Origin of the sequence: Paraburkholderia sp. GAS41, assembly GCF_050436545.1 — a bacterium.
Taxonomy (GTDB): domain Bacteria; phylum Pseudomonadota; class Gammaproteobacteria; order Burkholderiales; family Burkholderiaceae; genus Paraburkholderia.
In genome coordinates this window covers 266,947-286,717 of the sequence record NZ_JBNDMK010000001.1, presented here as the reverse complement: position 1 = coordinate 286,717, position 19,771 = coordinate 266,947, and the positions used below count along the sequence as shown (strand labels likewise).

21 protein-coding genes and 1 pseudogene are annotated in these 19,771 nt (G+C 59.2%); 12 read left to right on the top strand and 10 right to left on the bottom strand.

The window, feature by feature from the left end:
• Positions 1-144 precede the first annotated feature (144 nt).
• Both phaP and P3T43_RS01290 read right to left on the bottom strand, forming a co-directional pair.
• Positions 145-705: a TIGR01841 family phasin gene (gene phaP, locus P3T43_RS01295; protein WP_429279208.1), complete on the bottom strand. Its 561-nt coding sequence runs from the start codon at positions 703-705 to the stop codon at positions 145-147.
• 558 nt (positions 706-1,263) lie between these two features.
• Entirely contained in the window at positions 1,264-1,839 is a 576-nt protein-coding gene (locus P3T43_RS01290) for a PadR family transcriptional regulator (RefSeq protein WP_429279207.1), read from the bottom strand.
• A 126-nt stretch (positions 1,840-1,965) separates the two neighbouring features.
• On the opposite strand from P3T43_RS01290, the gene P3T43_RS01285 reads away from it, so the two are divergent.
• Positions 1,966-3,987: an FAD-dependent oxidoreductase gene (locus P3T43_RS01285; protein ID WP_429279206.1), complete on the top strand. Its 2,022-nt coding sequence runs from the start codon at positions 1,966-1,968 to the stop codon at positions 3,985-3,987.
• Between the two features lie 30 nt (positions 3,988-4,017).
• Positions 4,018-4,458 carry a nuclear transport factor 2 family protein gene (locus tag P3T43_RS01280; protein ID WP_429279205.1) on the top strand — a complete coding sequence of 147 codons (441 nt, stop codon included), beginning with the start codon at positions 4,018-4,020 and terminating at the stop codon, positions 4,456-4,458.
• Positions 4,459-4,568: 110 nt separating this feature from the next.
• Here P3T43_RS01280 and P3T43_RS01275 read toward each other — a convergent pair whose 3' ends face one another.
• A complete protein-coding gene (locus P3T43_RS01275; RefSeq protein WP_429279204.1) occupies positions 4,569-4,973 on the bottom strand; it encodes a VOC family protein in 405 nt (134 codons plus the stop codon).
• 200 nt (positions 4,974-5,173) lie between these two features.
• Between P3T43_RS01275 and P3T43_RS01270 the strand changes: the two genes are divergently transcribed.
• Positions 5,174-5,374 (top strand): hypothetical protein, encoded by a 201-nt coding sequence (locus tag P3T43_RS01270; RefSeq protein ID WP_429279203.1) that lies wholly within the window; start codon positions 5,174-5,176, stop codon positions 5,372-5,374.
• A gap of 152 nt (positions 5,375-5,526) precedes the next feature.
• Here the strand turns inward: P3T43_RS01270 and P3T43_RS01265 are convergent.
• From P3T43_RS01265 to P3T43_RS01250, 4 genes and pseudogenes are all read right to left on the bottom strand, one after another.
• Positions 5,527-6,354: pseudogene (locus P3T43_RS01265) on the bottom strand (sterol desaturase family protein); the annotation flags it as partial.
• Positions 6,237-6,551, bottom strand: a complete 315-nt coding sequence (locus tag P3T43_RS01260) for a response regulator (protein WP_429279582.1) — start codon at positions 6,549-6,551, stop codon at positions 6,237-6,239. The pseudogene P3T43_RS01265 and the gene P3T43_RS01260, both read right to left, overlap by 118 nt.
• A gap of 131 nt (positions 6,552-6,682) precedes the next feature.
• Positions 6,683-7,201 (bottom strand): sensor histidine kinase, encoded by a 519-nt coding sequence (locus tag P3T43_RS01255; protein WP_429279202.1) that lies wholly within the window; start codon positions 7,199-7,201, stop codon positions 6,683-6,685.
• Positions 7,198-7,674: a hypothetical protein gene (locus tag P3T43_RS01250; protein WP_429279201.1), complete on the bottom strand. Its 477-nt coding sequence runs from the start codon at positions 7,672-7,674 to the stop codon at positions 7,198-7,200. Before P3T43_RS01250 ends, P3T43_RS01255 begins: the two co-directional genes overlap by 4 nt.
• A 291-nt stretch (positions 7,675-7,965) precedes the next feature.
• Between P3T43_RS01250 and kch the strand changes: the two genes are divergently transcribed.
• Positions 7,966-9,135 (top strand): voltage-gated potassium channel protein, encoded by a 1,170-nt coding sequence (gene kch, locus P3T43_RS01245; protein ID WP_429279200.1) that lies wholly within the window; start codon positions 7,966-7,968, stop codon positions 9,133-9,135.
• Between the two features lie 120 nt (positions 9,136-9,255).
• On the opposite strand, the gene P3T43_RS01240 is transcribed toward kch, so the two are convergent.
• Positions 9,256-9,870: an SDR family NAD(P)-dependent oxidoreductase gene (locus tag P3T43_RS01240; protein WP_429279581.1), complete on the bottom strand. Its 615-nt coding sequence runs from the start codon at positions 9,868-9,870 to the stop codon at positions 9,256-9,258.
• Positions 9,871-9,972: 102 nt separating this feature from the next.
• Between P3T43_RS01240 and P3T43_RS01235 the strand changes: the two genes are divergently transcribed.
• Together P3T43_RS01235 and P3T43_RS01230 are read left to right on the top strand one after the other, a co-directional pair.
• Positions 9,973-10,794 (top strand): LysR substrate-binding domain-containing protein, encoded by an 822-nt coding sequence (locus tag P3T43_RS01235; protein WP_429279580.1) that lies wholly within the window; start codon positions 9,973-9,975, stop codon positions 10,792-10,794.
• A 174-nt stretch (positions 10,795-10,968) separates the two neighbouring features.
• Positions 10,969-11,982, top strand: a complete 1,014-nt coding sequence (locus P3T43_RS01230) for an aldo/keto reductase (RefSeq protein WP_429279199.1) — start codon at positions 10,969-10,971, stop codon at positions 11,980-11,982.
• Between the two features lie 213 nt (positions 11,983-12,195).
• On the opposite strand, the gene P3T43_RS01225 is transcribed toward P3T43_RS01230, so the two are convergent.
• Positions 12,196-14,019, bottom strand: coding sequence for a sigma 54-interacting transcriptional regulator (locus tag P3T43_RS01225; protein WP_429279198.1), 1,824 nt, complete (start codon positions 14,017-14,019; stop codon positions 12,196-12,198).
• A gap of 423 nt (positions 14,020-14,442) precedes the next feature.
• Here P3T43_RS01225 and P3T43_RS01220 point away from each other — a divergent pair, with 423 nt between their 5' ends.
• The 6 genes from P3T43_RS01220 to P3T43_RS01195 are packed head-to-tail and all read left to right on the top strand — an operon-like array spanning position 14,443 to position 19,158.
• Positions 14,443-14,718 carry a phenol hydroxylase subunit gene (locus P3T43_RS01220; protein ID WP_429279197.1) on the top strand — a complete coding sequence of 92 codons (276 nt, stop codon included), beginning with the start codon at positions 14,443-14,445 and terminating at the stop codon, positions 14,716-14,718.
• A 28-nt stretch (positions 14,719-14,746) separates the two neighbouring features.
• Positions 14,747-15,775 (top strand): aromatic/alkene monooxygenase hydroxylase subunit beta, encoded by a 1,029-nt coding sequence (locus tag P3T43_RS01215; protein ID WP_429279196.1) that lies wholly within the window; start codon positions 14,747-14,749, stop codon positions 15,773-15,775.
• A complete protein-coding gene (locus tag P3T43_RS01210; protein WP_429279195.1) occupies positions 15,768-16,040 on the top strand; it encodes an MmoB/DmpM family protein in 273 nt (90 codons plus the stop codon). Before P3T43_RS01215 ends, P3T43_RS01210 begins: the two co-directional genes overlap by 8 nt.
• A gap of 21 nt (positions 16,041-16,061) precedes the next feature.
• On the top strand, positions 16,062-17,657 hold the full coding sequence (locus P3T43_RS01205; RefSeq protein ID WP_429279194.1) for an aromatic/alkene/methane monooxygenase hydroxylase/oxygenase subunit alpha: 1,596 nt from the start codon (positions 16,062-16,064) through the stop codon (positions 17,655-17,657).
• A gap of 36 nt (positions 17,658-17,693) precedes the next feature.
• Positions 17,694-18,056 carry a phenol hydroxylase subunit P4 gene (locus P3T43_RS01200; RefSeq protein ID WP_429279193.1) on the top strand — a complete coding sequence of 121 codons (363 nt, stop codon included), beginning with the start codon at positions 17,694-17,696 and terminating at the stop codon, positions 18,054-18,056.
• 40 nt (positions 18,057-18,096) lie between these two features.
• Positions 18,097-19,158: an NADH:ubiquinone reductase (Na(+)-transporting) subunit F gene (locus tag P3T43_RS01195; RefSeq protein ID WP_429279192.1), complete on the top strand. Its 1,062-nt coding sequence runs from the start codon at positions 18,097-18,099 to the stop codon at positions 19,156-19,158.
• 58 nt (positions 19,159-19,216) lie between these two features.
• On the opposite strand, the gene P3T43_RS01190 is transcribed toward P3T43_RS01195, so the two are convergent.
• On the bottom strand, positions 19,217-19,684 hold the full coding sequence (locus P3T43_RS01190) for a YybH family protein (protein ID WP_429279191.1): 468 nt from the start codon (positions 19,682-19,684) through the stop codon (positions 19,217-19,219).
• Between the last annotated feature and the right edge of the window lie 87 nt (positions 19,685-19,771).

Genomic DNA, 19,771 nt, shown 5'->3' with positions numbered 1-19,771 from the left:
CCTTGCGGAAGGCGACAATGCAATGATCGAACTGCGCGGGTTTTTGTAGGCTTGTGGTATGGCGGGAATGGAGTCTGGTGCGCCAGCGAGCTACGACATGCCGCGCCGGCGGACCGCTCTAAAGAATTCAGATGTCCCGATTGATCAGGTCCACGCGCCCGAGCGCGACACCGGGTTCGGGCCGGTTGCGGCGGCCATTGTGGAGACGTTGGCCTGGGCAGCCGCCACGACGCTATGGACCAGCTTGCGCGCCGCTTGCACCGCTTGCGCTGAATTGCCGGCCGCCGAAAATGCCGCCTTCACGGCAACCACAGCCGTCTCTGAACCCGCCGGCGCATGCTTTGCCCAGCTGTCGATGCGGGCCATTACGTCGCGGTTGAACTGGTCGAACTGCGCCTCGACGACCTGCGCCGAGGCGGACTGGACCGCGACCGCAATGTCGCGGACATGCTGCTGGTACAACAACGTCATCGCGGCAGCCGCCTCAGCAGCGCGCAACGGCGAAGCCCACCAGTCTGCGCTCGCCGTCTCTGGGCGCACTTCCTGCAGACGTGCAGCGCCTTCTGCCAGAACGGAGCGTCCCGCCTGCAAGTTCAGTTCGGCCAGCTTCTGCACACCCGTGAACGCCTCGTTGGCTAGCGTAAAGAAGGTCGAAACATTCGACCCGTAAAATTGCATCAGGTCCTCAGACGAAAATTCGTTCATGGTCTCACTTGGATTAATGTTTGAAACACCGCATTCCGCCGCTAGCGCTCGCCGTCAATTCTCCAGCTGCGGGTCGGGCCGGATTTTTGATTTGTGAACTATAATTAGTAATACGAATTAATTGACGCGCAATTCAAACTCCGATTGAAACGTCCTGCCCGACCTTCCGGCAGACGATAAACATTGCGCGATTCTGACGACCGCGTCGCGGCCACCGGGTTGACTTGATACCCCATACGTCAGCGCCCCGTCGCTGACGGAGCTTTCAGCTACGGAATTTCAGTGCAGTAGTTACATAAAAACGAATTTAGAGTGGTCATTCTAACCAGTAATTGTTAAATCAATCCGCTGGATTTATACGTGATTACCCTTATCTGTTGTGCGAATCGCACGCTGGGGACGGGCAGGTGTCTGGGTACTGCCTCCCTGGGGACATGCCGGCGCTACACGGGTATTGAACGCGATGAGCCGCGGCGACAGTGCTGGACGCGCATGGGCGAAGCGGGGAGAAAGGTCGTCAATCCGGCCCGCCCTACCGCCGGCGATCACACCGCAAACTTATAATTTGCGTGGTCGACGAGGTGAAGTTGATCTGGACGCACGCTGCGGTTTCTGAAGTGCGGCCAACGCCGCGTCCAGAATCTCGAGCCAGCCACTTTCGTAGCCAATCCCCGCCTCCAGCACCACGAGATGCAGCGCCGTTTCCCGGTCCTCCGGCGCGTCGGGAAAATCGCGTTTTGCGATCTCTCGATACTGCGCAAGCTTGCTGGTGTGCACCGCGATCCGGCGTCGTATCTCAGCCTCCAGCCTGGTGGGTCCGACCACCGCTTCCGCGCGCAATCGGACCATGAATTCATGGCGCAAAGGTGCAGGTTCTTCTTCCAGCATGATCCATCGCCTAAGTTCGGCACGTCCTGCGGACAAGATCCGGTACGCGCGCTTGCGCCCTCGCGTGGCTTCTTCCGGCAGCGACTCGATCAAGCCTGCCTGTTCCAGCTGCGCCAGTTCCCGGTAGATCTGTTGATGCGAAGCACTCCAGAAGTAAGCAATCGACTTGTCGAAGCGTGTCGCCAACTCGGACCCGGAGCAGGACCGTTCGGCGAGAGCGGTAAGAAGCGCGTGGGGCAAAGACATTGGATGAGAGCCGGGACGATTGGACCGAGGATAAAGGATTTCCTCTAAAACTATACATTCCCTTGATCGTTTATGAAACTAGTTGCATTATCGGGCATCGTCTATGCAACTAGTTTCACAAACATCATGGAACACTACCCTAATCTGTTGCGCCCGCCTGACCTGGGATTCACTACCCTGCGAAACCGCGTTCTGATGGGCTCCATGCACGTTGGCCTGGAAGAGGCCCCGAACGGCTTCGCACGCATGGCGGCCTTCTATGCCGAACGGGCGCGCGGCGAAGTCGGCCTGATCGTGACGGGCGGCATTGCGCCGAATGAGCAGGGTCGTCCCATGCACGGGGGCGCGATGCTGACCACGGAGGATGAAGCCGAAAAACACCGGCTGATCACCGGCGCAGTGCACGCAGAGGGCGGCAAGATCGCCATGCAGATACTGCACTTCGGCCGCTACTCCTATCAGCCACGGTTGGTGGCCCCCAGCGCGTTGCAGGCGCCCATCAATCCGTTCAGACCGCACGAACTGGATGATGACGAGGTGGAGCAGACAATCGGGGACTTCGTTCACTGCGCGTCACTGGCGCAGTTTGCAGGTTACGATGGCGTTGAAATCATGGGCTCGGAGGGTTACCTCATCAACGAGTTCATCGCTTCGCGGACCAACCACCGTTCCGATCGCTGGGGCGGCAGTTACGAGAACCGCATACGTTTTCCGCTGGAAATCGTGCGTCGGGTGCGCGAAAGAGTCGGCCGCGATTTCATCATCATCTACCGTCTCTCGATGCTCGATCTGGTCGAGGGCGGCTCCACGCTGGAGGAAGTGATCCAGTTGGCCCAGGCTATCGAGCAGGCTGGAGCCACCATCATCAATACGGGAATAGGCTGGCACGAGGCGCGGATTCCCACGATTGCCACCAAGGTGCCGCGCGGGGCGTACACCTGGGTCACACGGCAGCTGATGGGCAAGGTCTCCGTGTCGCTCGTCGCCACGAACCGTATCAACACACCGGAACTGGCCGAACAACTGCTAGCCGACGGCGCCTGCGACATGGTGTCGATGGCGCGCCCCTTCCTCGCCGATGCCGCAATCGTGCGCAAGGCACGCGAGGGCCGCAGCGACGAGATCAACACCTGCATTGGCTGTAATCAAGCTTGCCTCGATCACACTTTCGCCGGCAAGGTGACGTCCTGCCTCGTCAATCCCCGGGCCTGCCACGAAACTGAGATCGTCATCCGACCGGCCGAACAGCGAAAGCGAATCGCCGTCGTGGGCGCGGGACCGGCCGGACTTGCCTGCGCCGTGACGGCTGCGGAGCGCGGACACGCTGTAACGCTGTTCGAAGCCGGTGCCGAAATCGGCGGCCAGTTCAACATTGCCAAGAAGGTGCCGGGCAAGGAGGAGTTCTACGAAACGTTGCGCTACTTTCGTCGCCAGATCGAACTGCAAGGTGTCGAACTTCGCCTCGACACACGTGCCACTGCCGACCTGCTGATGCAGGGAAATTTCGATGAAGTGGTCATTGCGACCGGCGTCGTACCGCGCGAATTGCGGATCGAAGGCCTCAGCCATCACAAGGTTCTGGGTTACCTTGATGTCCTACGCGACGGCGCGCCGGTAGGACACGATGTCGCCATTGTCGGTGCTGGCGGGATTGGCTTCGACGTTGCCGAATATCTGGTGCACAACGGCCAACGCGCCAGTTTGGACCCCGAAATATTCTTCGCTGAATGGGGCGTGGATACGGCTTATGCGACACGCGGTGGCTTGCGCCAACCGCATCCAGAGCCGTCTGCACGTAATGTTTATCTGCTGCAACGCAAGACGTCGAAGGTGGGCGACGGTCTGGGAAAGACCACCGGCTGGATTCATCGTACGAGCCTGAAGACACGGCGCGTGAACATGATGTCCTCGGTGGACTATCAACGCGTCGACGATGATGGACTGCACGTGATCGTCGACGGGGAACCTCGAACCCTTGCTGTGGACAACGTAGTCATCTGCGCCGGCCAGGAGCCGCTACGCGAGCTGGCGGATCAATTACAGGCCGCTGGTCGCAACGTGCACCTGATTGGCGGTGCTGCCGAGGCCGCTGAACTGGACGCCAAGCGAGCCATTCACCAGGGCACCACGCTCGCCGCGGCGCTTTAGACATCCTTTTGTGCTGAAAACGGAGTTCCCATGAAGCAGTCAACCCTTAACCTTCAGCCCGCGGTCGCCGCCTCGCTCGAGAAGTGGCACAAGATGGTGGCAAGCGGAGATCTCAGCACACTGAGTGCTATCGTGCATCCGGATGCGACTTTCCGCTCCCCCATGGCGTTCAAGCCATACGCCCCCGCGCCCGCGCTGCTGATGGCACTACAGACGGTCGTAACGATTTTTCAGGACTTCACCTATCACCGCCAGTTCAGCAGCGCGGATGGGCTGAATGTCGTGCTTGAGTTCAGCGCCAAGGTGCAGGACAAACAGCTGCAGGGGATCGACATGATCCGCTTCGATGACGACGGCCTCATCGTCGAATTCGAAGTGATGATCCGGCCGCTCAATGCGCTACAGGTGTTGGGCGCGGAGATGGGCGCGCGGCTGGCGCAATTCCTACCTGCCTATAAGGCCAAATCCTGAGCAGACGGGTCAGGCAGGTGCTGCATGCCAGTCAACCGAAAACGCCCGTGTGCGTGTCCCCGTACTTCGGGTCGGACGCACCGTTTTTGTTAGTCATTTCGGCATCCTGATTACTTCTCAATCTCGTCATAACCGCGGCCGAGAAATTGCACGAAGCAATAGCCATTGCCGAAGGGATCGGCCATCAGCGCGAGTCGCCCCCACCTGTGCGTGGCAATAGGTTCCTCAAGGCGAGCTCCGAGTGAGACGGACTTCTCAACAGCAGATTCGATTTCCTGGACCACGAAATCAAGGTGAACCGGCGTCCAATGGCGTTCGTAAGTACGGCGTTGAGCTATCGTGCCCGTAGCAGGCGTTCCTTCCGCTTTGACCAGGAGGTAAATCGGCGCCGAGCTGCCCACCATCTCTACGCCGTCCACGCCGAAACGCCGGCCCACCGTTAATCCAAACGCCCCTCCGTAAAAGCGAATTGCGGCCTCGATATCGTCAACATCCACGTTTACGAGAAGGTCCATTGCCTTTGTCCATGTCGTCGTGTTGCTTTACGCCACTGAAACCTGCTTCCTTACACTTGCGATGAAACGGCAGCGGCGGAGTTAGCAATCCCGCTTCGGGAACGTCTGTTCTGGCTTGTTCGCCGAATTAGAGTGCTGATTCAAACAGGACATACGTCCAGCACCGTATCATCGGGGCAGAACAAAATCCGAGGCCCAATATGACTGATTCAAAGAGCATAACCTTCGAGGCGGTGCAGCTTGATAACCGGTCGGAATATGTGGTGCGCGCCACGTGGCCCGACGGTCACGAACAGCAGATCACCGGCTTTACCGACGATTCCGAGGCTCGCGCATGGATAGTCAATGATAGTCGAGGCTGGCTCGACTGGATGGCACATCGTCCACAACCTCGCGACTGATGCCCACGGCCACCCTTCTTCCCCGCTTAAATCTTGGGATCGCTTTGCCCCAAATTCGCGCCAACGCTGTCGCATCGTCAGGATAGGTTGCGGCTCGGTCGTACCAGACGGCTTGAGTCCGCGTCCGTCCGTTCCAAGGTCGATAGGTGTCCCTATTGCTGTCCCGCGCAGCAGGAGCGTGGATCCGCACGCCGCCTCAGTTCCTCTGTCGTTTCCCCCTGGTTATCTGGCTGCCAGCCGGGTGATTTGGCTACGTAGCCCCATACCTCGCGCAGACAACGCGCGGCCTGCAGGTCGCACCACAACGCGTGCCAGTGCTGGAACTCGATAGTGAGGAGGTTATAGGTCGTCGTCGGACGGACCAGACCGAACCGACACGGCACATTGCGCCTCTCCGCGATATAGGTATCGAATAGTCGATCGAACACGATTAGCACGCCACCATAGTTTCCATCAAGGTACTCGAGGTTGGACGCGTGATGCACGCGGTGTGCGGAGGGTGTGTTGAAAATCCATTCAAGTGGCCCGAGGCGTGGAATCCAGGTGATGTGCAGCCAGAACTGGTAAAGCAGGTTGAGCGAAAGCAGCATCAGCACGATCTGCGGTGACATGCCGAATAACGGCGCGACCACGAAAAACAGCATCGAACCCGTAAGCCGGCCCGTCCAGCCGATACGGTACGCCGCGGACAAATAAAGTTGATTGGGGGAATGGTGGACCGCATGGGTGCACCAGAACCAACGCGTCCGATGCGCCGCACGGTGGTACCAGTAATAGCAGAACTCCTGAACAATGAAGCAGGCGAACCACCCACTCCAATGGTTCATCGGCAACGTCCAGAACCTGTGGCGCCAGAACCAGTTCATTGCATCACTCCAGAACACCAGCGGCAGCATCCAGCGCAACGGATACTCACGAACGAGAAAGTCGACCAGCGACACACTGGCTGCCTTCCAGTCATAGCCGCGCCAGCCATGTCGTACTGGTCGAAAGCGGTAACAAAAACCAGCGCGGGCGCGTCGTCGGGCAACGACGCCGCCACATCGAAGCCGTCGATCCCGGGCATCTGCACGTCGAGGAAAATCGCGTCCGGCCGCAGTTGCGCGACCAGCAGCAGCGCCGCAGCACCGTCGGAGGCTTCGGCCGTCACCTCGACATCGGGAAATACCTGAAGCATACGCAGCAGCTTGCTGCGAGCCAGTGCTTCATCGTCGACGATCAGCGCGCGCATGGCAGGGTTACTCCAACTATCAGGCCGTTTCCCGGTCGCAGTCGCATTTCAAGGCTCGCCTGCGCGCCGTACAACGATTACAGGCGGCGTTCGAGGTTGCCAAGCCCCACACCGCGCCGTTCAGGAAGACGCTGCAGATCGCCATCATCCTCGAGTTCGATCTGCACCCGGCTCACGCCACGCCTGATGCGTATCGCGATGTGCGTCAACGCGCTGCGTCGCTCGACAACATGACGAAAACAGTTTTCCAGCAGCGGTTGAAGTCCGAGCGTGGGGACGCGGCAATCCTGTGCGGTGGCGTCGACTTCCCATGAAATCTCGACGCGATCGGCGAAACGCTGGACCATGATGTCTGCATAGGCGCGCAGCAATGCCAGTTCCTCGGCCAGCGATTGTTCTGGACGCTGGCTCGCATCGGTCCCGGCGCGTAACAGGGTTGCCAGACGAGTGAGCAGGATATCGGCCGCGTCGGGATCAGTGTGGATCAGCGATGAAACGGTGTTCAACGCGTTAAACAGAAAGTGCGGCTGCAGTTGCTGGGTCAGTTGCGCGAGTTGCGCCTGTCGCGCCAGGTTCGTCTGCTTTTCGGCCGTCAAGCGCTCTTCGATCCATGCCCTGTAGGACCGGGCGCCAAAAAAATACCGCTGAACAACGCATAAAACATGACGAAACTGGTCGCTTCATAGGCCATTACCTGTACCCACGGTCCATGATGGTATCTGGCTCCTGCCAATGCGTAGATACCCAATCGCAACCCATACATTGCGCTGATGTAAGCAACCATTTGCAGCGGCATCGACGCCCAGGAGCGCAGAAACCATCGCAGTGGCTGGTTGAGATGACTATCGCGCCAATCCGCGCGCCTGACGTGCACTGCGATCAGCACCGTGGCCGCAAGCGCTGAGGAGCCGCTGTCGACAAGCGGCCGCCAAACCTGCAGTCTGCCTGTCCACAAGGATTCCTGAATTCCCAGCGCCAGCATCAGCAGCCAGAACGCGGCCCACACCCACAGCAGACGCCGCCATAAAATCATCGGTTTGGGTTCATCGGAGAGATCGCTAGTGTTCATTTGCCCGGCTCATTTACACTCATCCACGACGCCACGACGCAGGCTTCGGCACGCGTCACGTTTCGACCGTGACTAAAGGCGATTGCCTCTCCCTCCAAACTCCAGAGAGAGCGCGGATCATGGTAATCGCAAAGCGTTATCCGGGTCCATTCCGGCCTCCCGCCCTGTCAATGATTGCTTGAGGAAAGTCCTTACGCGTCTTTGTCGTCCAGCTGCGCGTTCCCGGCAATTTTTGTCCATCTCGATGGTGTAATGTATTGCTCATCGTGACGACACTTCATGCCCCCGCCAATGAAAAGAATCGCGAGCTTTGCGCGACGGGTCTTCGCGCCGATCGGTCCGCAGTGGTATCTCGCCGTGCTAGTCGCGATCGGCGGCTTGCTGGTGCTGCGGCCGGTCGTGCTGCGCGTGCGGACCGGCAGCCACGGCAATGGGGCCGACTATATGCTGCAGCTTCTCGACAGGTCGAGCCTGCTGGTGCTGCCACAAATGGTCATCGCCGTGGGCCTTGCAACGATGGCGATCGGGATCCTGTTGCGCGCGCGTCTCGCCTGGACGCTGTCGATCGTGCTGCTCGCCGCGGCCGCGGTTATGAGTCTGCTGGGTCCCTACCCCAGCCTCTCCCGGTTTGGTTACGCGATTGCGCTTGCCATCGCACTCCTCTACTACTGGCGGCGCTTCGATCGTGCGAGCATTGCAGCGAGCAGTCTGTTCGCGTTCCTCAGCATCGGCTCGTTACTGATTTATTCGGTATTCGGCGTGCTCTACCTCGGAGCCGAGTTCTCGCCGCCGATCCACGATCTCACGACGGCGATCTACTTTTCGATCGTCTCCATGTCGACGGTCGGCTATGGCGACATCGTGCCGGATACCGGCTCCGCCCGTCTGTTTACCGCATCGATCATCGTGCTCGGCATCACCGTGTTCGCGACATCGATCAGCGCGGTCATCGGGCCCGTCATCGGCAGCAATCTGAAGCGCATCGTCAAGGGAGGTCTGTCCAACGTGATCCGCAAGAACCATTTCCTGATCGTCGGCGTGTCGCCGATTGCGCATAGCGTGTATGACGGGTTGCGTAAACGTGGCTATTCGGTCACCGTATTAATTCCGTCTGGCATGCAGAACAATTACCCGGACGATGCCGACCTCGTCGTTGGCGACCCCAGCGATACGGCCACGCTCGAACGGGCCGGCGCTAGCGTCGCGCGCGCGGTGTTGGCCCTGCGCGCGGACGATTCCGAAAACGCCTTTACTGTGCTCGCGATCCGCGAACTGGCACCGAAGGTGCGCACGGTCGCGCTCGTCAACGACAGCCGCAACCTGCAGCGGCTGCGGCTCCTGAAGCCGGATATGGTGTTTTCGCCGCAGCAGTTGGCCGGCGAGTTGCTCGCGCGCACGCTCAACGACGAGACGATCGACAACGCGCTCGTGTCGCGCCTGTTGTTCGGCTCGACTGATTGAGCCCCACGTGACGCATGCCCACCGAAACCAGCGCCAGGCAGGGGAGCATATCGAGTAACGTCCCGTGATCCGAGATCTCTGGCAGGCCGAAGAAGTCCAGCCTAGCCTTGTCCGGCTTCCTTAACGACCGGCACTCTGGCCGCCATCGACGTGCAGGATTTCGCCGGTAATGAACGGTGCCGAATCCAGGAACAGGATGGCGTTGGTGATATCGCTCATTTCGCCAATGCGGCCCAGCGGATGGAAGGTACCCAGCATTTCGTGGGTTTCAGGCGCGTGCATCGGCGTCGCAATGACCCCAGGTGCAACGGCATTCACACGGATTCCTTTCTTTGCGTACTCAATTGCCAGCGATTTGGTGGCGGCGTTCAGCCCGCCCTTCGTCAGCGCTGCCAATACGGAATACACGCCGCTGATCGCCTGGTCCACGACGCTCGCGGTCACACTGACCACGTGGCCGCTCGAATGCTTTTCCATTTCGGCGATAGCGAGTTGCGTGATGTAGTAGAAGCCCGCCATGTTCACGTTCATCACCGCGGCGTAGTCTTCGCGGGTGTTTTCCGTAAAAGGCTTGCCGATATAAATGCCGGCATTGTTCACCAGCGTGTTGATCCGGCCGAACTTCGCGACGCCTTCCGAGATGACACGTTGCGCCGTTTCGGGATCACCGATATCGCCGGCGATCGTCAGGATATTCGGATCTTCCGATGGCTTGATCGAACGCGACGTCGAAATCCAGTCAGTCTTATCGCCTCATCGTCGCGCGAATCGAATCATGATTCGTTTGCCCCGCTGCCGGTAGAATGCCAGGATTGCTTTCAGTTATTCTCCCTGCGAATGAATGACAAGCTATCGACCCTTCAACTGTTCGTGCGGGTCGCTCACACATCGAGTTTCACTAAAGCCGGCCGGGAATGGGGCCTAAGCCAACCGTCGGCTTCGCGGCGCATTTCGGAACTCGGGGAGGAAGTCGGCGCGGCCCTGTTCGTGCGAAGCACACGCGCCGTCACGCTGACGGAAGCGGCTAGCGAGTACCTCAGCTGCGTTGAAACGATTCTCTCCGCGTTAAATGAGGCAGACCACGCTGCGCGAGGCACCCCGGAACTGCGAGGCCATTTACGCGTCGCTCTGTCGACCAGTTTCGGGGTCCGCGAGGTGATCCCGAGGATAGGCCGGTTCATGAGCGCGCATCCCGCTTTGCACGTTGACCTGCGCATGGTCGACGACCGGCAGGACCGGATTGTCGACGGCGTCGATGTGGCGTTCCGCTTCGGACAACTGAAGGACTCGAGTGCCACCTCAACGCTGCCCGGGCGTTGCCCTCAGATGCTGGTCGCCTCACCGGATTATCTGGCCACGATGGGAACGCCGCTCGAGCCAGGCGATCTGGCCGGCCATACCTTCATCATGGGGCCGTCAGGCGCTGACGTGCGGGGCTGGACCTTCGAGAAGGGTGGAAGGCGGGTCATGGCCCGTGGAGAGGGACGTCTGACTGTCTCCCTGAACGAAGGGACCACCGCTGCTGCCGTCGCCGGTCTGGGGATTCTGGCAACAGGGTTCTGGGGTTGCCGTGCGGAGTTGTCCGACGGTCGAGTCTCGCGAGCGACGCCTATGCTGATCGACACGAGCCGTTATCGCACGGAAGCGCCCAAACATTGACAACGACATTCATGATTCCAGTTCATGAGGGTTTGCCGTTTTACAGGCTTTATCACTAGATCGTATCGACCTATCATCCTCCATTCAGACGGCGATCAAAGCGCCGGCAGGCGCGCCGTTTCCGGCGTGCACGCTCTGGTAACCACAGGCGCAGCCTGCATGGAGAAAACGAGAATGGACTATCGGTATCTGGGTCGTAGCGCCCTCAAGGTGTCACCAATCTGTCTGGGCACGATGATGTTTGGCGGCGAGACGGATGAAGCGACCTCGCGCCGGATTATCGACAAGGCCTTTGATCAAGGTATCAACTTCCTGGATACCGCGGACGTCTACCACGCGGGTCGATCCGAAGAAATCGTCGGCCGGGCGCTCGCGGAACGCAGGGACGATTGGGTCGTGGCGACCAAGTTCGGCTATCCGGCTTCGGCGACCGCTCGCCCGAACGAACAGGGGCAGTCGCGCAAATGGATCTGCCAGACCGTCGACGCCAGCCTGAAGCGCCTCGGCACCGACTATATCGACGTTCTCTACTTCCACCGGTCGCTCGTCGACGCGCCGCTCGAGGAAGGAGTTCGTGCCATCGGCGATCTGATTCGCCAAGGGAAAGTGCGTTACTTCGGCTTGTCCAACTTCCGCGCCTGGCGTGTTGCGGAGATTGTGCGGCTCGCCGATCAGCTCGGCATCGATCGCCCCGTTGCAATCGAACCGGTCTACAACATGGTCGACCGCACCGCCGAAGTCGAACTGATGCCTGCTGCCGGACACTACGGCATTGGCGTGGTGCCCTACAGCCCGCTTGCACGCGGCGTGCTGACCGGCAAATATGCGCCCGACGATGCGCCGCCGGCCGACTCACGCGTGGCGCGCGGTGACAAGCGCATCCAGCAGACCGAGTGGCGCGCCGAATCTCTCGCCATTGCACAGAAGGTCGCGGCGTACGCCGCTGAGCGCGGTACCACTTCGATTGCGTTCGCCATCGCGTGGGTGCTCAGGAACAAGCTCGTGAGTGCCGCCATCGCCGGTCCACGCACGGAAGCTCATTGGGACACCTACATGGATGCCCTGACGCTGCAACTGGGACCGGACGACGAAAAGTTCGTGGACAGTCTGGTTCCTCCAGGGCATGCATCGACACCCGGCTATACGGATCCGAACTATCCGGTCGAAGGCCGTCGCGTACCAGGCTGATCTTGCAACCCGCGCTTATACGTGCTCCCGCGCGCGCCCGCCTTCACGAAGCCGAGGGGCATGTCCCCGATGCTTCGCCGGCCGTTCGATCGTGGTCACGGAAGACGGCACCTGGGTGATTCGTCGTCCGTAGCAGTTCTGGACAGCCATCACACGATGCCTTTAAAAATTCACCAACACGTGGACAAGGCAGGTGCAAAAAAACACGGGCACTCATACCCGAAGACCTCGACTCTTGAGCCGATAGACGAGTTGAGGCCGCGTAATCCCCAGCGTACGTGCAGCCGCCGACAAATTGCCTTGCGCACGTTGCACGGCACTCTTCAGCAGCGCAGTTTCTATATCGTCGAGCGATGTCGGCTCGATATCGCCGCTGATCCCCATCAGCAGGCTATTCACCTTTCGTGTGACCCGTTCAATCTCTCCATCGGAAGAACTCGCTGTCTGGTCGAGCAAGGATCCAGCAGACGTCAACGCCCCATTGGCCCCCAACCCAAACATCTCCGCATCGATTGTTTCCCCACTCGTGAAGAGATGGCTGATGTCGATAGCGCCTCCATCCGGCGCGAGAATCACGCCCCGCTCCACCAGGTTTTCCATCTCGCGAATATTGCCGGGCCAGCCATAGTTCAACATGGCGTCAATCGCTCGGCCAGTAAAGCCCGTTATGTCACGTTGATGGACCGCGCGATATTTTCGTAGCATGTGATTCAGCAGCACCGGCAGATCCTCACGCCGTTCACGCAATGAAGGCACCCGGATCGGAAAAACGTTGAGGCGAAAGTACAGGTCTTCTCTGAAGCGACCCGCGCGAATTTCATCCTTGAGATTCAGGTTCGTTGCAGCGACAACGCGCACGTTGACGCGACGTGTCTGGGTATCGCCCACTCGCTCGATCTCCCCTTCCTGCAACGCACGCAAGAGCTTACCCTGCGCCGTCAAGCTGAGCGTGCCGATTTCATCGAGGAAAAGCGTGCCGCCATGCGCACGTTCGAAGCGGCCGGGGCGGCTTTGCGTGGCATCCGTAAAACCGCCGCGCTCGACCCCAAACAGTTCCGATTCGACCAGCGCTTCGGGAATGGCAGCGCAATTGACTGCAACGAACGGGCCGTCACTGCACGCGCTGATCCGGTGTACGGTTCGCGCGCATACCTCTTTGCCGACACCGCTCTCGCCCAAAAAAAGAACCGTGGCACGCGTACTCGCGACGCGCCGGATCATATGGCAGACTGCATTGAAACCCGGCGATGCGCCGACCATGTTGTCATCGCCAAACGCGGTTGGCGCCCGCGTATCGCCGACACCAAACACCGTTTGCTCGCGTTTGACCGCACCCGCGGACAAACCTTGCGTAAACGACTGTGCCTGCATGAAGTGCAAATCGTCGGCCGCTTCTTCGCCCCATTCTTCGACCGGCTTACCGACGATTCTGCACTGAGCCTGCCCCATCGCGCGACACTCGACTTCCCGATAAAGGATCGGACGGCCCATGAAAACACTCGTGTAGCCGGACGCGTAACCAATCTGGGTCCAGCAGACAGGCTCGGCGCCGATGCCATAAATGCGGATGTGCTCCTCGTCCTCGGCACAATTTTTCCAGATGAATTCGCCGTAGTATTTGCCCTTCTCGACATCCAGTTCAAGGCGCACCGGTTCAACGAAGGTCATCCCTTCCAGCATGTGCAGTTGCGGGCCGACCGCAAACATCTCCGTAATCGTGCTGTCCGGCCGCACTTTGCGCGCCAGTTCCGCATCGCGCGCTCCGGAGTTGTAACCCATGCGCGTGAGCAGTCCGCGTGCGGCGCCGATCCCAAGGCTCTCGATCAGTTCGCGCCGCATCACGCCCACCGAGCCGGTGTGGACCAGCAGCATACGTTGGTCGTCCAGCCAGATTCGCCCGTCACCCGGGGAGAAATGCAGTCTCGACATGAGGTCTGCCATGTCCGGGTATCGCAGACTGTCCACGCAACCGCCGTTCGGCGTGAGCAGTGACATGCGTTCGCTGGCCGCGCGCTGCGCTTTATCTTGAGTCGTCATCAGGACTCGTCTCCCATCATTATCTGGTCAAGATCCGCTCACCGGCGTTGCCCATCAGTATGCAACGCTTCGCACGCCCGTGCAGCGCGAGGCATGCCTCCAGACATGGGGTGTTCCCGGATATCCATTTGATTGGACCCGGATCCGGCTGAAGCAACCGGTTTCGATCATTTGATCAAGCACTGCCCATCGTATCTCACCCGGAGCATGGGTCGCCGGACTTCGAGTACTGGCTGGTGCCCCTTGATTCGCAAAGGATTGCACCGTTTGTATGCCGCATCCGCAGCCCCCTCGATCGTCGTTGGCACAGGGGTTGCATTAATAGGCACGCAACCGCGGCTTTTGATTAAAGCGTGCAGTCATGCAGTACATGAATCAGGTGAATCGAATCTGATGTGGATATCAGGAATAAAGGAGACAGCGATGCGATCGCATACGCCGAATGTCGAGCCGCCCTCGCGCGCTTTCGACGTAACCCGACGCTTTGTTCGTGTCAGGCAACAGCGCAATGACGGCTTTGTCGAGTTCGACTTTTCCATCGGCGACCCGGGACTGAGTGTCGAACTCGTCATGACGTTGCCAGACTACGAGTCATTTTGCACGGCAAACCGCGTGGTCCATCTGACCCACGACGAGGCCGAAGCGCTCGATCTAGACCAGCTTAAATGGCGCTACGGACGGCCTGGGCTGTCTGAATGATCCGTGTAGAAAACGAAGGAGACATTCCATGCAAATCGATATTAAAACGTCTGCAGTCCAGCAGATCCGTCAAACGTTCTCGCATGTTGCGAGAAGGCTGGGCGCAGACAAGCCCGCCTCGCGCTATCAGGAAGCGACGCTGGAACTACAGCCCGAAGACAATTTCCACTACCGCCCGCTGTGGGAGCCCGAATTCGCGTTGTATGACAAAGGCCGTACGGCCATCCGGATGAACGACTGGTATGCGTTCAAGGATCCTCGCCAGTATTACTACGGCACCTACACGATCACGCGTGCGAGGCAGCAGGACACCATGGAGAAGAACCTCGAGTTCGTCACCAGGCGGCGCCTGCTGAATGACCTGCCGGATGACGTCAAAGCACGCATCGCCGCCTTGATGGTGCCGCTCAGGCATGTCGAGTGGGCCGCCAATACGAATAACTGCTACGTGACCGGCTATGGATGGGGCACCGCAATCACCCAGGCCACGATGTTCCATAGCATGGACCGCCTGGGCATTGCGCAGTATCTGTCACGCCTCGGCCTGATTCTCGACGGCAATCAGGGCACGTCGCTGCTGGATGGCAAGGAGCGCTGGCTCCACGATCCCATGTGGCAAGGTTTGCGCCGCATCGTCGAGAACACCATGGTGGTGAAGGACTGGTTCGAGACCTATGTGGCCCAGAACGTCGTGCTGGACGGGCTGCTCTATCCCCTCGTCTACCGCCATATGGATCAGCGTCTGTCGCAACTGTACGGGCCCGGCATTGGCATGTTGAACGAGTTCGCCAGCACATGGTTCGACGAGTCGAATCGATGGATCGACGCGACGCTCAAGACAGCGGCGGCAGAGTCGACAGACAACGCCGCATTGCTCGGCCAGTGGATCGCCAGGTGGCGTCCTCAGGTACTCGATGCGTTGCGCCCCCTCGCGAACGAAGCGCTGGGCACGGCAGACGCCGAGTCCGCCATGCGTGAGATCGAAGAGGCATTCGACCTCCGCTTGTCGAAACTGGGCATGTCGATCGCCTCTGCCCCGGAGGCAAATCATGACTGATTCCGTGTTCATCGCATTTCAGACCAACGACGATTCCAGGCCGATCATCGAGGCCATCGAAGCGGACAACCCACACGCGGTCGTCAACGCGTTTCCTGCCATGGTGAAGATCGATGCGGTCGGACGCCTGGTGATCCGACGCGAATCGATCGAAGCGCGAATTGGCCGTGACTTCGATCTACGCGAACTGCAACTCAACCTGATCTCGCTGGGCGGCAACATCGACGAGACGGACGACGAATTCATTCTTGAATGGAAAGCCTGAACGGCAAACCGGAGACACACCATGAGCACTGCAGCCGTAGCGCCGAAGAAACTTAGCATTAAGGAAAACTACGCGATGCTAACGCGTGGACTAGGATGGGACACCACCTATCAGCCGATGGACAAGGTTTTTCCGTACGACCAGTTCGAAGGCATCAAGGTCCACGACTGGGACAAATGGGAAGACCCGTTTCGTCTTACTATGGACGCCTACTGGAAGTATCAGGGCGAAAAAGAACGCAAGCTGTACGCGATCATCGACGCATTCCAGCAGAACAACGGTCAGTTCAACGTCACCGACCCACGCTACATCAACGCGCTGAAGCTGTTCCTGACCGGGGTGAGTCCACTCGAATACGCCGCGCATCGCGGCTTCGCATTGGCCGGACGCAACTTTCGCGGAGCCGGTGCGCGGATTGCCTGCCAGATGCAGGCAATCGACGAACTGCGTCATGCGCAGACCCAGGTGCATACGATCAGTCACTACAACAAATTCTTCAATGGTTTTCATGACTTCAAGCACATGCATGACCGGGTCTGGTACCTGTCCGTGCCGAAGTCGTATTTCGAAGACGCGATGAGCGCCGGGCCGTTTGAATTCGTGACCGCGATCTCCTTCTCGTTCGAATATGTGCTGACCAATCTGCTCTTCATGCCATTCATGTCGGGCGCTGCCTTCAACGGCGACATGGCGACGGTGACATTCGGCTTTTCCGCGCAATCCGATGAATCGCGGCATATGACGCTTGGCCTGGAAGTCGTGAAGTTTCTGCTGGAACAGGACCCCGGCAATGTGCCGATCATCCAGAAATGGGTCGACAAATGGTTCTGGCGCGGCTACCGCCTGTTGACGCTGGTCGCGATGATGATGGACTACATGCTCCCCAAGCGGATCATGTCCTGGCAGGAAGCGTGGGAAACCTACTTCGAAAAGAACGGTGGCGCGCTATTTCACGACCTCGAACGATATGGCATTCGCTTGCCGAAATATCACGAAGTGGCCTCGAAAGAGAAAGATCGGATCTCGCATGAAGCGTGGGGCATCTTTTACAACTACACGCACGCGGCCGCCATGCACACATGGATTCCATCGGACGACGAAATGACCTGGCTGGCGGAAAAGTATCCGGCGACTTTCGACAAGTTATATCGGCCCCGTTTCGAGTATTGGCGCCAGCAGCAGCAAGAGGGCAAACGCTTCTACAACAATACCTTGCCGATGCTCTGTCAACTCTGCCAGATTCCGATGGCCTTCACCGAGCCCGACGATCCGACAAAGATCTGCTATCGCGAAAGCGACTATCTCGGCAACAAGTATCACTTCTGCTCCGACGGCTGCAAGGACATCTTCGACAATGAGCCGGAGAAGTACGTGCAGGCATGGTTGCCGGTCCATCAGATCTACCAGGGACATTGCTTCGAGAAAGACGCCGATCCGGGCGCGGCCGACTTTGACCCGCTGGCCGAAGTGCTGCGGTATTACCACATCAACGTCGGCGAAGACGGCCACGAATTCGAGGATTCGCCAGACCGGAAAAATTGGCTGCGCTGGACCGGCAAGCCCAGTCACGGCGGAGAGGAAACCCGCGAAACCCCACCCGCGGATAAAGCCGCCTGAAGCCGCACCTCGCCCGCATTCAGAAGGAGACACGTTATGTCAGTTATCGCACTCAACGAAGGCTATCGCGGCGAAGTGAAAGACCGTGAAGAAAACTTTCACGGCAATCGCCTGCTCTTTATCGGCTGGGAAGATCATCTGATGTTCTGCGCGCCGCATTGCATCCCCGTCGCGCCGACCATGACCTTCGCCACGCTCGCCAACGAAGTCATTCCGGGAATCTATTCGTCGCATCCCGACTGGAGCCAGGTCGCGATTGGCGAAATCGAATGGTTCCGGTCGAACGAGCGCTTTACACCCGCGTTCGAGCGGACGCTCGCAGAAAACGGAATCCTGCATAAGGCCGTGATCCGCTTTCGTACACCCGGCCTGACCGGCATCCATGGTTCATGCAGCTAGGCCAGCGGCTGATGCCATCACGAAGAAAGGAGAGGCCGACATGAGTTTTCAGTTAACGATCGAGCCGATCGGTCACACCATTGAAATCGGCGACGACCAGACCATTCTCGACGCATGCCTGCGGGCGGGTGTCTGGCTTCCGCACGCGTGCTGTCACGGCCTGTGCGCAACCTGCAAGGTTCAGGTCACCGACGGCGAGGTCGAGCATGGCAACGCGTCGCCGTTCGCACTGATGGATTTCGAGCGCGACGAACGCAAGTGCCTGGCCTGCTGCGCGACAGCGCAATCCGATATCACGATCGAGGCCGATATCGACGAGGACGTTGACGCGCGTCACTTTCCGATAAAAGACTACACCGGCCGAGTGAAGGAGATGATCGACATAACGCCGACGATCAAAGGCATTTTCATCGAACTGGAAGATGCCATCGAGTTTCAGGCAGGCCAGTACGTGAACGTTCATATTCCGGGTGAAGCGATGCCGCGCGCGTTTTCGATCGCCAGCAAGCCTGCTTCATCGCGCTTGATCGAATTGAACGTAAGGCGTGTGCCAGGCGGAAAGGGCACGGGATATTTACATGACCTGATGACGCCCGGCGACGAGATTCGCCTGACCGGTCCGTTCGGCAGGTTTTATGTGCGTGCTTCGGACCCGCAACCCGTCATCCTGATCGCAGGGGGATCGGGGCTTTCAAGTCCCAGATCGATGCTGCTGGATTTGCTCGAGCAGGGGGACAGTCGGCCTATCACGCTCGTGTACGGTGCTCGCGATCGTGGAGAACTCTACTATCACGAACGATTCCTCGAACTGGCGGAGCAACATCCGAATTTCGTATATGTCCCGGCGCTTTCCGGCGAAGCGACGGAATCGGCGTGGGGCGGCTTTCGTGGCTTCGTGCATGAGGCCGCGAAAGCGCACTTCGGCAACGATTTTCGCGGCCATAAAGCGTATCTGTGTGGGCCCCCGGTCATGATAGAAGCGTCCATCAGGGCACTCATGCAAGGACAATTATTCGAACGCGATATTTATACGGAGAAGTTTCTGACGAGCGCCGACGGATCCGAAGCGATAGCGAAGAGTCCACTGTTCAGATCCATCTGAAGTCTGGACTGGGTGACGAGCGTGCCTCACGCGCGACGGCGCGCGCAATGACGCCCCCTCAGTCCTTCTCAGGATACGCAATGTAACGGATGATCTTCCAGCTACCGTCACGCTGGCGACCGAATACATCGAGCCCGGTCTCATCGTTAGACTGGTGTTTGCCGCCCCTGGTGACGGTCGATGTCCATGTCAAGCGCACGACCGCGATATCACCGGAGACAATGATCTCCTTGATCTTGAGGTCGTAATGAAGCGATTGCGTCGTATCGGCCAGCGCATGTTGGAGCCGCGCACAGAGTAATGGGTAGGTCCGCTCAGGCGCGCCATAGAAATCGTAGCGAAGGTCGGAGGCGAAGAGATCGCAGATATGGGCTGCACGTCGCGCATTGAAGTCCGCCCGCCACTGAGCCAGGGCGGCGCTGATGGTGCTCGCGGGATCCTTGTCGACTGTCGCTGCGCTCAGCGCACAAGGGAGTGCGGTGAGGATGACAACGGCCATACCCACGCGAAGTACCAGTCGAATCATGTTGGGCTCCTTGCGTATGCATCGCCGGCAATATCCGGGGTCGACTGACCTACCGTATGGCACGGTACGACTGCGCGTGCGCCAGGT

Bases quoted from the DNA above. Each gene is read 5' to 3' on its own strand.
- P3T43_RS01250 (WP_429279201.1), bottom strand. From the start codon at position 7,674: ATGAACACTAGCGATCTCTCCGATGAACCCAAACCGATGATTTTATGG.
- P3T43_RS01280 (WP_429279205.1), top strand. From the start codon at position 4,018: ATGAAGCAGTCAACCCTTAACCTTCAGCCCGCGGTCGCCGCCTCGCTC.
- P3T43_RS01190 (WP_429279191.1), bottom strand. From the start codon at position 19,684: ATGATTCGACTGGTACTTCGCGTGGGTATGGCCGTTGTCATCCTCACC.
- P3T43_RS01220 (WP_429279197.1), top strand. From the start codon at position 14,443: ATGCGATCGCATACGCCGAATGTCGAGCCGCCCTCGCGCGCTTTCGAC.
- P3T43_RS01270 (WP_429279203.1), top strand. From the start codon at position 5,174: ATGACTGATTCAAAGAGCATAACCTTCGAGGCGGTGCAGCTTGATAAC.
- P3T43_RS01215 (WP_429279196.1), top strand. From the start codon at position 14,747: ATGCAAATCGATATTAAAACGTCTGCAGTCCAGCAGATCCGTCAAACG.
- kch (WP_429279200.1), top strand. From the start codon at position 7,966: ATGAAAAGAATCGCGAGCTTTGCGCGACGGGTCTTCGCGCCGATCGGT.
- P3T43_RS01200 (WP_429279193.1), top strand. From the start codon at position 17,694: ATGTCAGTTATCGCACTCAACGAAGGCTATCGCGGCGAAGTGAAAGAC.
- P3T43_RS01285 (WP_429279206.1), top strand. From the start codon at position 1,966: ATGGAACACTACCCTAATCTGTTGCGCCCGCCTGACCTGGGATTCACT.
- P3T43_RS01260 (WP_429279582.1), bottom strand. From the start codon at position 6,551: ATGCTTCAGGTATTTCCCGATGTCGAGGTGACGGCCGAAGCCTCCGAC.
- P3T43_RS01205 (WP_429279194.1), top strand. From the start codon at position 16,062: ATGAGCACTGCAGCCGTAGCGCCGAAGAAACTTAGCATTAAGGAAAAC.
- P3T43_RS01230 (WP_429279199.1), top strand. From the start codon at position 10,969: ATGGACTATCGGTATCTGGGTCGTAGCGCCCTCAAGGTGTCACCAATC.
- P3T43_RS01290 (WP_429279207.1), bottom strand. From the start codon at position 1,839: ATGTCTTTGCCCCACGCGCTTCTTACCGCTCTCGCCGAACGGTCCTGC.
- P3T43_RS01195 (WP_429279192.1), top strand. From the start codon at position 18,097: ATGAGTTTTCAGTTAACGATCGAGCCGATCGGTCACACCATTGAAATC.
- P3T43_RS01235 (WP_429279580.1), top strand. From the start codon at position 9,973: ATGAATGACAAGCTATCGACCCTTCAACTGTTCGTGCGGGTCGCTCAC.
- P3T43_RS01210 (WP_429279195.1), top strand. From the start codon at position 15,768: ATGACTGATTCCGTGTTCATCGCATTTCAGACCAACGACGATTCCAGG.
- phaP (WP_429279208.1), bottom strand. From the start codon at position 705: ATGAACGAATTTTCGTCTGAGGACCTGATGCAATTTTACGGGTCGAAT.
- P3T43_RS01275 (WP_429279204.1), bottom strand. From the start codon at position 4,973: ATGGACCTTCTCGTAAACGTGGATGTTGACGATATCGAGGCCGCAATT.
- P3T43_RS01225 (WP_429279198.1), bottom strand. From the start codon at position 14,019: ATGACGACTCAAGATAAAGCGCAGCGCGCGGCCAGCGAACGCATGTCA.